Source organism: Thalassomonas sp. M1454 (genome assembly GCF_007097525.1).
GTDB lineage: Bacteria > Pseudomonadota > Gammaproteobacteria > Enterobacterales > Alteromonadaceae > Thalassotalea_A.
The window spans coordinates 1,338,146-1,351,822 of sequence record NZ_VKDD01000002.1 but is presented as its reverse complement, the minus strand read 5'-3'; the positions used below and the strand labels follow the sequence as shown (position 1 = coordinate 1,351,822).

Annotated in this window: 13 protein-coding genes; 12 read left to right on the top strand and 1 reads right to left on the bottom strand. The window is 36.4% G+C overall.

The annotated features are described in order from the left end of the window. Positions 1-117 precede the first annotated feature (117 nt). The gene (thiL, locus tag FNN08_RS07955; RefSeq protein ID WP_143584332.1) at positions 118-1,086 is read left to right on the top strand and encodes a thiamine-phosphate kinase; all 969 of its coding nucleotides are present in this window, start codon (positions 118-120) and stop codon (positions 1,084-1,086) included. 1 nt (position 1,087) lies between these two features. Then, the gene (locus FNN08_RS07950) at positions 1,088-1,582 is read left to right on the top strand and encodes a phosphatidylglycerophosphatase A (RefSeq protein WP_143584329.1); all 495 of its coding nucleotides are present in this window, start codon (positions 1,088-1,090) and stop codon (positions 1,580-1,582) included. Between the two features lie 388 nt (positions 1,583-1,970). Here FNN08_RS07950 and FNN08_RS07945 read toward each other — a convergent pair whose 3' ends face one another. Beyond that, positions 1,971-3,452 (bottom strand): peptide MFS transporter, encoded by a 1,482-nt coding sequence (locus FNN08_RS07945; protein WP_143584326.1) that lies wholly within the window; start codon positions 3,450-3,452, stop codon positions 1,971-1,973. 405 nt (positions 3,453-3,857) lie between these two features. On the opposite strand from FNN08_RS07945, the gene wecA reads away from it, so the two are divergent. From wecA to rfbB, 10 genes are all read left to right on the top strand, one after another. Continuing rightward, complete coding sequence (wecA, locus tag FNN08_RS07940; RefSeq protein WP_143584323.1) at positions 3,858-4,934, top strand: UDP-N-acetylglucosamine--undecaprenyl-phosphate N-acetylglucosaminephosphotransferase; 1,077 nt, start codon at positions 3,858-3,860, stop codon at positions 4,932-4,934. Positions 4,935-5,091: 157 nt separating this feature from the next. Continuing rightward, entirely contained in the window at positions 5,092-5,508 is a 417-nt protein-coding gene (locus tag FNN08_RS07935; RefSeq protein WP_143584320.1) for a hypothetical protein, read from the top strand. Next, positions 5,505-7,316, top strand: coding sequence for a polysaccharide biosynthesis/export family protein (locus FNN08_RS07930; RefSeq protein WP_143584316.1), 1,812 nt, complete (start codon positions 5,505-5,507; stop codon positions 7,314-7,316). Before FNN08_RS07935 ends, FNN08_RS07930 begins: the two co-directional genes overlap by 4 nt. Before the next feature lie 2 nt (positions 7,317-7,318). Next, positions 7,319-8,104, top strand: a complete 786-nt coding sequence (locus FNN08_RS07925; RefSeq protein WP_143584314.1) for an ABC transporter permease — start codon at positions 7,319-7,321, stop codon at positions 8,102-8,104. Continuing rightward, a complete protein-coding gene (locus FNN08_RS07920; protein WP_143584311.1) occupies positions 8,101-8,751 on the top strand; it encodes an ABC transporter ATP-binding protein in 651 nt (216 codons plus the stop codon). Before FNN08_RS07925 ends, FNN08_RS07920 begins: the two co-directional genes overlap by 4 nt. Before the next feature lie 2 nt (positions 8,752-8,753). Then, positions 8,754-10,166: a lipopolysaccharide biosynthesis protein gene (locus FNN08_RS07915; protein WP_143584308.1), complete on the top strand. Its 1,413-nt coding sequence runs from the start codon at positions 8,754-8,756 to the stop codon at positions 10,164-10,166. Between the two features lie 9 nt (positions 10,167-10,175). Next, entirely contained in the window at positions 10,176-11,054 is an 879-nt protein-coding gene (rfbA, locus tag FNN08_RS07910; protein ID WP_143584306.1) for a glucose-1-phosphate thymidylyltransferase RfbA, read from the top strand. Positions 11,055-11,068: 14 nt separating this feature from the next. Continuing rightward, the gene (gene rfbC / locus FNN08_RS07905) at positions 11,069-11,617 is read left to right on the top strand and encodes a dTDP-4-dehydrorhamnose 3,5-epimerase (protein WP_143584302.1); all 549 of its coding nucleotides are present in this window, start codon (positions 11,069-11,071) and stop codon (positions 11,615-11,617) included. A 6-nt stretch (positions 11,618-11,623) separates the two neighbouring features. Continuing rightward, positions 11,624-12,520: a dTDP-4-dehydrorhamnose reductase gene (gene rfbD / locus FNN08_RS07900; protein WP_143584299.1), complete on the top strand. Its 897-nt coding sequence runs from the start codon at positions 11,624-11,626 to the stop codon at positions 12,518-12,520. Positions 12,521-12,580: 60 nt separating this feature from the next. Continuing rightward, positions 12,581-13,666 (top strand): dTDP-glucose 4,6-dehydratase, encoded by a 1,086-nt coding sequence (rfbB, locus tag FNN08_RS07895; protein ID WP_143584296.1) that lies wholly within the window; start codon positions 12,581-12,583, stop codon positions 13,664-13,666. The last annotated feature ends 11 nt before the right edge of the window (positions 13,667-13,677 follow it).

Sequence of the window (13,677 nt, the reverse complement as noted above, 5' to 3'; positions counted from 1 at the left end):
CTTGGTGAATTGATTTATAGAAGCTTAACTATTTAGCTTAAGCTTCTATATAAATCACCTTAAGCCATTTATATAACTTTTGTTGCTTTGAATAAAGGTTACTTCGGTAAAATCAATATGAAAGAATTTGAACTAATAAAGGAATTTTTTACTGCTCAACCAGTGAGCCGTAAAGACGTTGCAATGGGAATAGGTGACGACTGTGCTCTTATTCAAGCAAATGATGATAAATTAATCGCAGTAACAACTGATACCTTAGTTGCTGGTGTTCATTTTCCTCTTAATACTCCACCTCGTGCTATCGGCCATAAAGCCGTTGCTGTTAATTTAAGTGATATTGCTGCAATGGGCGCTGAGCCTTGTTGGATTTCAGTTGCCATTACCTTACCTGAAGTTGATCAACAATGGCTTAAAGAGTTTACCGCGGGTATTTTTGAATTAACCGAATACTTTAATGTACAACTTATTGGCGGCGATACAACTAAAGGGCCATTGAGTATTACTATTACTGCTCAAGGTACAGTTCCGGCTGGTAAAGCACTGTGTCGCAGTGGTGCGCGAAATGGTGATTACATCTATGTTACTGGCGATATTGGTGATGCAGGCCTAGCCCTAGCTGCCATTAATAAAGAAGTAGAGCTAAGCGAACAAGATTTTGCGAAGGCTTTAGAAAAGCTCAATTACCCAAAACCTAACGTACTTACCGGTCAATTAATTCGAGAGTATGCAACTTCAGCAATCGATGTGTCAGATGGCTTGTTAGCTGATCTTGAACATATCTGCAGAGCTTCAACTTTAGGCGCTGTGATAGATTTAGAAAATATTCCTCTTTCTGATGTAATGAAGAATAACCTAGAGCAAAAAAAAGCGATTGAAATGGCCTTAACAGCAGGGGATGATTATCAATTAATCTTTACCGCATCAGCTACTAATAAAGTTGGCTTAGAAACTGCCATGTCGCATGCTGATATTGAGTATTCTTGTATTGGTCAGTTAAATACCAGTGACGAGATAAACTTAAACTTAAATGGTAAGCCATTTGAGTTAAGCAAAGTTGGCTATCAACACTTTTCTGAGAATAATTAAAATGCAAAAAAAATCCGCTAGCGAATTATTTAATATTAAAAATCCTGTGCACTTTTTAGCATTAGGGTTTGGTAGCGGATTAAGCCCTAAAGCTCCTGGCACCATGGGCACCATTGCAGCAATTCCACTGTTTTTACTTTGTTCACAGCTACCTCTAAGTATCTTTATACTACTTACTATATTTATCTCTGTGATAGGTGTTTGGATTTGCGATAAAGCATCAAAAGATGCTGGCGTACACGATCATGGCGCTATTGTTTGGGATGAAATCGCTGGATTTTTTATTACCATGATAGCAATTCCTGTGAGTATAGAGACCATCGCGGTAGGTTTTATCCTGTTTAGAGTATTCGATATCATCAAACCTTGGCCAATAAGCTGGGCTGATAAAAAAGTCTCAGGCGGCTTTGGTATTATGCTTGATGATATTATCGCTGGTATTCTTGCGCTAACCATAATGCATCTTATCTACAACCCAAGTTTCACTTTATACTAAGTACCCCTTCTTTTTCTAGCTAGTATGATACTGGCTTGTGTTCGTCCTGATATAAGCCTGATCATTGCTATAGCTGTTATACATTATCACTCGGCTTTTATGCATCCATCGGCTTATGCAGACAAGCTTGTTTATTAAATATCTCTTTGTCGAACCTCTCATTACATGCATATTTAAAGCTATAAGCTATAAGCTGTAACGAATAACAACTAAGCAGAACAAATTTATGTCTGTATTTAATAGCTATATGCAGTTATTCGAGTTTATTTTGTCGCGCGTTGATAAATCTTATATTGCTAGAGTCACTGTAAATAGGGCATAAAAAAACCGGGAAATAATCCCGGTTTTTGAGTGGTTTAACAAAAGTTATAAACGCATACTAATAATATTAGTGTTTGTCGCTCATACCTTCATGTGTTGCAGTAATGCTTAACTCTTCTTCAAGCTTCTCATTTAAGTTTTGAGGTTGAGAGTCTTCAGCGCCATGCATCCAATCCACAAGCTTGTCACTTAGCAACCATAAACAAATACCAGCGATAAATGCCATAATTGCAACGCCTGAGAAAGCTTGTAATGGACCAGTTTCACCAACCATTTGACCAACCCAAGCTGCTAGATAGTTACCTACACCTGAGAAGAAGAACCACATACCCATTAATAATGAAGTATATTTAAGAGGAGCAAGCTTAGTTACCATCGATAAACCAATCGGAGATAAACATAGCTCACCCATAGTATGGAACAAGTATGCTAATACTAACCAAATTACGTGAGCTTTAGCGCCTTCAGTATCTCCAATTTGTAATGCTGCCATTACCATTGAGATGAAACCTAAACCTAAGAAAAACATACCTAATGAGAATTTCTTCGGAGAATTAGGCTCGGCAGCCCCCATTTTTAAGAACATAGCCGCAAATATAGGCGCTAAGATAATAACAAATATTGGGTTAACCATTTGTAGCCAAGAAGCCGGCATTTCCCAACCAAAGAATACTAAGTCAGTTTTGTATTTAGCGAATAAGTTCATTGAACCAGCCGCTTGCTCAAAACCTAACCAGAAAATGATTGTGAAGAAAGACATGATTAAAATAACTTTAACACGGTCACGCTCTTCAGAAGTTAGTGGGCCAGAAGATGCTGTCTTATCTGTTTTAGCTAATTTAGCAGCAGGTTCAACACCTACATTACCTAAATATTTCTTTGATAATGCAAGCTGTAAAATTACACCTGCTAACATACCTAAGCCAGCAACTAAGAAACCGTATTGGTAATTAATTTTTTCACCAATTGTACCTACAACTAAATAGCCTAAGATTGAACCTAAGTTAATCCCCATGTAGAAGATAGTAAATGCTGCATCTCTACGTTTATCGCCTTCAGTGTATAAATCACCAACCATAGTTGAGATATTTGGTTTAAAGAAACCATTACCAAAGATCAATAGGATCAAACCAATCCAAAGGAAAGTTGTTTCCATACCCGGGATCATTGCATGTGGAGTACCTAATGCAAATTGACCAAGCATCATAAGAAGGCCACCAACAATGATTGATTTGCGCTGCCCCCAAACATTGTCAGCCATCCAACCACCAAGCACAGGAGTTACATATACGAAGAACGCATAGATACCTAAAATACCAAGAGCTTTTGACTGAATTGCCGTATTAAATAATTTTTCTGCATCGTCTGCGGTTGGATCAATACCAAAATAGGCCATATCCCAACCAAAGCTGCTAGCAAAAGCAACCAAATAAAGAACGAAAATACCACGCATACCGTAGTAACTCATACGTTCCCACATCTCTGTACCAAAGAGTAAGAACAAACCTTTCGGGTGACCAAACAAAGTCCCCGGATTTGAATTAGACATTAACTTTCCTTCAAGTAATTCTTATAATTAAAAACCCAACGTTTATACCTAGGCTGTAACCTAAATGCAAGGGGATTGCCAAAACTGTAACAAATTGTTCTAAAAGATGTGTGTACAATTTGTTACAAAGGGTGTTGTTTTAACGCGGGGTTAGATTTTTGTTGGTTTTGTGTTGAGTTTGATTTAGCTAAATGTAATGTAATTTCGTTAAATTGTAATAAACTTCGAGCTCGAGCTTTAAAAAAAAGATTACTTTCCCTATAATGAAGAGGTATTTGACTATAAAGAAGTTTTCTTTACTATATCTTTACTTTGTTAATGAAAGTGTGATTAAGACAAGCGAACTTTTTACGTATATACTTCAATTTGAAGTTTTTAAGAATAAATAGCTAGGTGTCTTATTTAATGCCAACATTATATTTAATGTTATTTCCGGCTCTTACAGCATTTTTATTTGCTTTAGTTGCAATAAAAATCATCAAACCTATTGCTCTCGAAGTTGGCTTAGTCGACGCTCCTTCCGAAAGAAAAAAACACAGTGGTAACATTCCTTTAATTGGCGGAATTTCAATTTTCTTAGCTGTACTTGCTGCAACAGTTATTTGGATGCCAAACACCCAAGAACTTCGCCTTTACCTTATTGCCTCAGCTATGATGGTATTTATTGGCGCAGTCGATGATAAATATGACTTAAGCGTAGGTGTAAGACTTGTTGGCCAACTTATTATCGCTAGCTTAATGATTTATGGTGTTGGCGCCTATATTCAAGATTTAGGTAATATATTTAATTTAGGTAATGTTGACTTAGGTTGGTTTGGTATTCCTTTTACTTACTTTGCTATTATCGTTGCTATAAATGCATTTAACATGATTGACGGTATCGATGGTCTGCTTGGCTCTTTAAGTATAAATACATTTACCGCTTTAGCTGTCCTATTTATTTACCAAGGACAAGAAGGCTTCATTAACTATGCGTTAATTTTAGCTACCGCGATATTTCCTTATTTATTGTTTAACCTTGGTGTTCCGTTTAAGAATACTAAAAAGATCTTTATGGGTGATGCTGGTGCCATGTTCATTGGTTTGAGCGTTGTTTGGTTATTATCTGAAGGTTCTCAAGGTGAAACTCGCTCTTTCAGCGCTGTAACTGCTTTGTGGATAACTGCAGTACCTTTAATGGATATGCTGGCAATCGTTATTCGCAGGTTGAGAAAAGGGCACTCGCCATTTAAACCAGATAGAGATCACATCCATCACATTCTTCTTCGCCTTGGTTATAACCCAAGACAAGCCTTAATTATCATTTCTATTTTGGCAGCTTTGCTTTCATCTATAGGTATTTTAGGTGAAGTATATAATATTGCCGATAGCTTTATGTTCGCTTTGTTTTTAGCTGTTTTTGGTATTTACCATTATGTGTTAAGAAATACTGAACGCCACAACTTTATATTGAAATTATTTCCTAAAAATAAAGTTTTATAATATAAATCAAGTTGTTAGGGTGCTGTCTCGTTGGTGCTTCTTGATTTGTTGGTGTACAATCTATTTACTTCATTAATTTCTCATTTATTGTTTTATGGACTAGAATAATAAATTAGAAATTAAGTTTAAATTCAAAAAGATAAATTATTATAAAAATATGAAAATTATCCAATTCGCTACTTTATTTACAGGCTTGATTTATCTTTCCGCCTGTTCTTCACCGCCACCAGATGTAACTGCAGATGTACCATTAATTAATCAAAATACTCCATATTATAATGCTGCAGAAACTTTACCTGAAGATTTATGGGCAAACTTTAATAATGCATATCCTGGAATTGCCATAAATACGTCTTATGGGGTTTTTCAAATAGAAAAAACTTATACATCAGCCATGGGGCATTGGTGTATCGCATTTAATTTATCATTACCACCTAGTGGCTCAGAGTCTAGTCAGTTATTCCATCCCCAAGATAAGTATTATGGACCGGATAGACGAGCATGTAAGTCGAATGACTCTTGGTTTATAGTTTCCCCGTTAATGGGTAGTAATTCAGGAGGGATGAATAAATGATTAAGATTTTTAAGCTAGTTTTCATATCCTTGACGTTTACTTATCTTTTACCTGCTCATGCAGCTTTGCCTGATTCAGCTAAAATAGATGCGGCAAATCAAGCAATGGCTGGCGGATTAACATCTACCAGTGGATTAACTCCCAACCAAGCTTTAACGCAATTAGATGCAGGGCAAGCAGCTGGGTTAACTGGTGGAAGTCAAGGTTCGTATACCGACATGGCTCGATACAACACCTTATTACCTGGCGAACAATCGATAGAAAAACTTTTACCTATTGTTGAATATGGTTTGCCAGCTCCTTATGGCGCAAATATCTTTGCTGGTGGTTATGAAAGCGAACGAATTGACGGTCTAAATGATGATTACCTGATTGCACCAGGCGATAAAATTTCTATTTGGCTCTGGGGGGCGGTTAACTATGCTGATGTATCAACTGTTGATAATCAAGGGAATATATTTATTCCAGATATTGGCCCTGTTAAGGTTGAAAATGTACCTGCAAGTAAAATCAACCAGTTAGTTACAACTAAATTAAGAAGTATCTATAAACAGAATGTTCAAATTTATGTAAACCTTCTAACCGCTACACCTGTGAGTGTATATATTTCTGGCCCGGTTATTCGCCCTGGTCAATACGCAGGTATGGCATCTGACTCTATATTGTACTTTTTAAAACGCGCTGGCGGAATTGATGCCGAGCGTGGAAGTTATCGCAAAATTGATATTATTCGTTCTGGTGAAGTTATTGAGAGTATCGATCTATATGACTTTGTCAGACACGGCATCATGCCAAAAGTTAATTTCAAAGATAAAGATGTTATCTTAGTACAACCGCAAGGTGCGACAGTTGTTGTAACTGCGGGCGCTAAAAACCCGTTCCGCTTTGAGTTTTCTAAAGGCCATGCGCTTGGCGATGAGCTAACTAGCTATGCAAGGCCGTTAACCAAAATATCTCACGTAGGTATTATAGGTAACCGTGATAACGGCCCATTCTCAATATATCTACCTCTAAATAAATTTAGCTCTTATTTACTAAAAGATGGCGATAAAATATTCTTTAATGATGACTGGGATGCGCAAGTTTTAGATGTGAAACTTGAAGGCAGTTTCATTGGACCTTCATACTTTACTACACGTAAACCAACAACCCTATACGATTTATTAAATCACGTACAAATTGATCCTCAGCAGGCTGACTTTAATTCAATTTATATACTAAGGGAATCTGTTGCTGAGAAACAAAAAGAAATGTTGGACAGAGCTTTAGATAGGTTAGAACGAAGTGTTTATACCAACTCGCCATCTTCAACTGGTGAAGCAGGAATCCAGGTGCAAGAAGCTTCGTTAGTTTCCGCTTTTGTTAAACGAGCCAAAGAAGTAGAAACTTTAGGGAAAGTTGTTGTTTCTGAAAACGGCGTAGTTGCTAACATTAGTTTAGAAGAAGGGGATACTATAGTTATTCCTGAAAAAACTGATTTAGTCCATATTGGTGGGGAAGTCTTTTTACCTCAATCAATTGTTTACAATCCTAAAGCGAAAATCACGGATTATATTGCCTGGTCTGGTGGTTATACCGAACGAGCTAATTATGAACGCTTATTAATTATTCATGCTAATGGCTTAATTAGCTTTTATGAAGCTGACTCAGATAGTTGGATGGCTCAAAGTGAAAATGCCCCGGTAATTAAACCCGGCGATCAAGTATTAGTATTGCCTAAAGTTGTAGCTAAAACTATGCAAACGGTTAAAGATTTATCGCAAATTCTTTATCAAATTGCGATTACCGCTGACGTGGTATTGAACTAATAATGGCAGAAATTAGAAGGCGTTCAATCATAAATGTTTGGCAAGATGTTATTTTTGCCATATTTTTACGTGAGATCCGGAGTCAATTTAGTGATAAATTCGGAGTGAGTTGGGGAATATTAAATCCTGTAATATTTATTTTCGTCTTATCTTTTTTTAGAAGTCAAGTTAGTGGTGAATATACGCACACCATTCCAACATTTATATTTATGATGTATGGAATGTTAATAATTCAATTATTTTTGACAACGTTTGGCGCGTCTTCCAATGCAATTAAAAAAAATAAAGCATTGTTTGCTTTTCGACAGGTTCAGCCTATAGCAGCAGTTTTGGCGAATGGTTTTTTCGAATTAATTATGAAAACGGCAGTTATATTTGTTTTGATGCTAATTGTATACTTTATGAAGATTGAAACAGAGCTAGCCGATCCTTTAACTATCTTACTTTGTATATTTTTGACTTGGTTGTTTGCTGTGTCATTAGGATTACTTTTTGCGGTTGCTAAATCTTTTATAGAAGAAGTCGAGAAAATACGAGTATTATTACAGCGACCTTTATTCTTTATTTCCGCTGTGTTCTTTAGTTTAAAAGATATACCTGAGGATTATTGGGTTTATTTAAACTGGAATCCTATATTACATGCTATTGAGTTATCTAGAGATAGTGCTCACCCGTCATTTCAAGCTGTAGGAGTAAGCACTGAATATCTTTCAGTTAGTGTATTAATCACAGTATTCTTTGCTATGGCCTGTTATAGAATAACTTGGAAAAAAATTATAAGTAGATGATAAAACTTGAAAATATTACTAAGTTTTATCCATCAAAACTTGGTAAACAATACATACTAAAAGACGTCAACTTTAATATCCCGAGCGGTCACAACATTGCCATATTGGGTCGAAATGGCGCGGGTAAGTCTACATTGTTTAGGTTACTTGCCGGTAGTGAATACCCAAATAGAGGGAAAATTAAAACAAATTTAAATATCTCTTGGCCCGTTGCTTTGGCAACGGGTATACATCCTCAAATGTCGGGTAGAGAAAATACTCGTTTCATTGGGAGAGTAAATGGTATAACTGACTTAGATTGGTATGAACAGCAAGTACAGTCTTTTGCTGAGCTTGCACAAAAGTACGAATTGCCAGTTAGGACATATTCAAGCGGGATGAGATCACGATTGTCATTTGCCTGCTGCATGGTTATTGACTTTGATGTTTATCTTATTGATGAAGCAACATCTGTAGGTGATCCAAAGTTTAAACGAAAAGCTAGAGAAACACTATTAGATAAAAGTAAAACATCAAACGTGATCATGGTAAGTCATGATTTGAAAGAAATTCGCGAGTTTTGTGATAGTGCAATTATTTTGCATAAAGGCAAACTCGAATTTTATAATGATATCGAGAGTGCAATCGATAAATATCAGGCACTGTAAAAATGAGTCAAAAAGAAATAAATAAAATAGAAAATAGATTTAATGATCTAAAGCAATTGGCAACACATGCAGAATGGGGTAATCCTGCTTATATCGTCAGGCTTTCAAAAAAGTTTGAAGAAAAAGACCTGGCATTGGCTTATCGTTTAATGCAGCGAGCTCACATTCTTAAACCTGAAGGTCCTGTCGTAAATGAACGACTTAACTTACTAGTAGAAAAACTGAAGAAAGAAAATCCTAAAGCTCTGAAAAGTGGTAGCAGTAAAGCAAAAACGAAAATAGACATATTAGCAAATCATTGGCTCAAGAAGATTAATCAACTCCCTGCTTGGAGCCGCAACTCATTATTTGTTTTTGTTGCCTTACCTTGGTTGGTATTTGCTTTTTATCAAATTATGTGGGCAAGTGAACGCTTTGAAAGCCAATCTCAAGTTGTTGTTAAACAACCAGATGATATGGCCACGTTAGATGCAGGCATGGCTATGCTTAGTGGTTTAGGTGTAGCAACATCTGATGCAGATACTGAACTTGTGAGTGCGTATATATATTCAAATGATATGATCTCTTATTTGGATAATGAATTAGGACTTAGAGAACACTACTCTAGTTTTTCTAATGACTTTTTCAGCCGCCTTCATTTATGGAGTACAAGAGAAGACTTCTACGATTATTATCAAAATCATATATTAGTTGAACTCGATGAAATGTCTTCTGTGCTGACAATAAAAGCGCAAGCTTTTACAGCTGATTATGCAGAAAAGTTAAATCAAAAATTAATAGAAAGAGCAGAGTGGTTTATTAACAATGTTGGTCATCAAATGGCAAAAGAACAGCTTGCGTTTGTAAAAGGTGAACATGATTTGGTTGCTCTTAAGCTCGATAAAGCAAAAAATAAGCTGCTTGAATTTCAAAGTAAAAATAACCTTTTAGATCCAGAAGCCGAAGGGGTCGCATACCAGGAAATAGCTTATACTTTAGAAGCTAACCTATCAGCAAAAAAGGCTGAACTTTATGCTATGGAAGCTGTAATGTCGGACACCTCACCACAAATTCGTTCTTTAAAAAGAGTCATTGAAGCTTTAGAGCAACAAATAATAGATGAAAATAGAAGACTTTCCGGAAGTGAAACTAATGAACAACTTACGGTCGGCGAGAAGATGGCTCAATTTGCAGATTATAAGATTGATTTGGAGTTAGCGCTTCAAGCTTATGCTTCTTCTCTAGTATCTTTAGAGAAATCTCGTGTAGAGGCTTATAGAAAATTGCAATATTTAGTTGTAATAGAGAAATCAACGCTTCCTGAAGATAATACATACCCAGAAGTGATCTACAATTTATCTTTGTTTGCGGTAATTTTACTTATGTTATTTGCAATTATTAGAATAGTTAAGGCAACGATTAGAGAACTAAATTAAGGTGGTAATATGAGAAAAGGAATAATATTAGCTGGTGGAAGCGGAACACGTCTTCACCCCCTTACGCGAGTTGTTAGTAAACAGCTTATGCCTATTTACGATAAACCGATGATTTATTATCCGTTATCAACGCTTATGTTATCAGGTATTAAAGATATATTGATTATATCGACTCCTGATGAGTTACCTCGTTTTCAACAGTTATTTGGTGATGGCAGTGCTTGGGGATTAAACCTAAGTTATGTTCCGCAGCCGTCTCCTGATGGTTTAGCCCAAGCGTTTTTATTAGGTGAGCAGTTTATCGGTAATGATCCTTGTACGTTAATATTAGGTGATAATATTTATTATGGACATGATCTTGCTAAGTCTCTCGCGAGTGCATCGCAGCGAACTCATGGAGCAACTGTTTTTGGTTACCATGTTACCGATCCTGAGCGTTATGGTGTTGTAGAATTTGATAACAATTGGCAAGCTTTGTCTATCGAAGAAAAACCAGAAAAGCCAAAATCTAACTATGCAGTTACAGGATTATACTTTTACGATAATCAAGTTGTAGATATGGCTAAAGAAGTTAAACCTTCACCGCGTGGAGAACTCGAAATAACCGACCTAAATAATATGTACTTAGAGCAAAATAATTTACATGTTGAGTTAATGGGGCGAGGCTCAGCTTGGTTAGATACGGGTACGTTAGATAGCTTATTAGATGCATCAAACTATATCGCCGCAATAGAAAAACGTCAGGGATTGAAAATATGTTGCCCTGAAGAAGTTGCCTATCGACAAGGCTTTATTGATGCTGAGCAAGTTGAAAAATTAGCTCAACCTTTGATTAAAAGCGGTTATGGCAAGTATCTAATGAAAATATTAAATGAAAACATTGCATAATTTAGGCTATTAAAATGAATGTAATTGAAACAAAAATTCCTGACGTAAAAATAATTGAGCCAAAAGTATTTGGTGATGAACGTGGCTTTTTCTTCGAAACATTTCGTGATGACGTTTTTAATGAAAAATGTTCAAAACGTGTATTTGTTCAAGATAATCACAGTAAGTCTAAGCAAGGTATATTGCGCGGTTTGCATTATCAATTAGAGAATACGCAAGGAAAGCTAGTTCGTGTCGTGCAAGGTGAAGTTTTTGATGTCGCAGTCGATATGAGAAAAAGTTCTGCTACTTTTGGGCAATGGGTTAGTGTCTTATTATCTGCTGAAAATAAACGTCAACTTTGGGTACCAGAAGGTTTTGCTCATGGCTTTTATGTCACTTCTGAAACTGCTGAGTTTGTGTACAAATGCACAGACTATTATGCGCCAGAACACGAACGGTCTCTTGCCTGGGATGATCCAGATATTGGTATAGAGTGGCCTTTAGTTGATGGTGCTTTACCTGACTTATCTGCGAAAGATGCCGTTGGTGATAGCTTTAAAACAGCCGATACGTTCGAGTAAATATATATGAAAGTATTAATTACCGCAAAAAATGGTCAATTAGGTTGGGAATTGCAGCAGTCAATACCTGATGGTATCGATGTAGTCGCGCTAAATTCTAGCGAATTAGATATAACAGATAGTGACGTAGTTTCATCTGTTATATCTCGTGAAAAACCTGATTTTGTAATCAATGCGGCTGCATATACTGCAGTCGACAATGCAGAGTCAGATAAAGACGCTTGTTTTGCTGTGAACTATAAAGGTATTAAAAACCTTGCTAATGCATGTAAAGCAACTTCAACAAAACTTATTCATATTTCTACTGACTTTGTTTTTAACGGCGAAAAAAATACACCTTATAAACCATGTGATGAAAGTAATCCTCTTGGTGTGTACGGTGAGAGTAAGAGAAATGGTGAATTGGCATTATTAGAAGAATTGCCCTGTTCTAGTTTAGTTATTAGAACAGCTTGGGTATATTCGGCTCATGGCAATAACTTCGTTAAAACCATGCTGAGATTAATGACTGAAAAACCGCAGCTAGGTGTGGTATATGACCAAGTTGGTACTCCTACATGGGCAGGCGGTTTAGCCAAAGCGATTTGGCAAATCGTAAGCCAAGACAATCAATTAAACACTGGCGTTTATGGAAAAATATACCATTGGACTGATGCCGGAGTAACTTCTTGGTATGATTTTGCTGTGGCAATTCAACAACAAGCCTTAGAGTTAGGGTTGTTGGACAAGGAAATTCCAATTAAAGCAATACCAGCCTCGGCTTATCCTACACCTGCTAAAAGACCTTCGTTTAGTGTTTTGGACAAGTCTCTCTTTGAACAATCGTTTGGTGTTGACACAATCCACTGGCAACAACAATTAAAAATAATGTTAATGCAACTTAAGCAATATACGAATCCTTGAAATATAAGCTATATTTAGTTTCAAGCTTTCCAATAAATTAATTTAATTAAGAAAAATATTATGAACAATAAAACTTTATTAGTTACAGGTGGTGCGGGCTTTATCGGCGCGAATTTCGTTTTGTATTGGTTAGAAAAAAATCCACAAGATAAGGTTGTAGTGTTAGATGCACTCACTTATGCAGGAAACAGAGAAAATTTAGTATCAGTCGAAGATAACCCTAAATTTAAGTTTGTGCATGGAGATATCTGTGATACTGATTTAGTTGAATCATTATTGCAAGGCGATGAGGTTAATACTATTGTGCATTTCGCTGCTGAGTCTCACGTAGATAGATCTATTACCGGCCCTGACGCATTTATTGAAACCAATATTTTGGGTACTTATAGCTTACTTAAAGCAGCTAAAAAAGTATGGTTAGATGAACCCGCTTCTCAAGGTAATAAGCCAATTGAACATCGTTTTCATCATGTCTCAACTGACGAAGTTTATGGTACATTGTCAGCAACTGATCCTGCATTTACTGAAGATACGGCATATGCTCCAAACTCTCCTTATTCGGCAAGTAAGGCTGCTAGTGATCATTTAGTTCGAGCATACCATCACACCTATGGGTTAGAGGTGACTACCAGCAATTGTTCAAATAATTATGGTCCATATCATTTCCCAGAAAAATTAATACCTTTAATTATCGCCAATATTCTGCATGATAAACCTTTACCAATATATGGAGATGGTCAGCAAATTCGTGACTGGCTATATGTAGAAGATCACGCACGAGGTATCGAGTTGGTTCTTAATACAGGTAGCATTGGAGAGAACTATAATATTGGTGGTCATAATGAATGGGCGAATATTGATATCGTAAAAGAAATCTGTTCAATTATGAACAGTCGATTCTCTTCAAATGACGCGCTGGCAAATAAATACCCTGATGCGAAAAGTGTAATGTCTGGTAATGCAGAATCACTTATTACTTACGTTACAGATAGAGCTGGTCATGATCGACGCTATGCAATTGATGCGACAAAAACAAAGAATGAGCTAGGCTATAAGCCAGTTGAGTCTTTCGAAACCGGAATTAATAAAACTGTTGATTGGTATTTAACAAATGACAATTGGTGGAAACCTCTTTTATCATCTTAGTAGATGCGGAG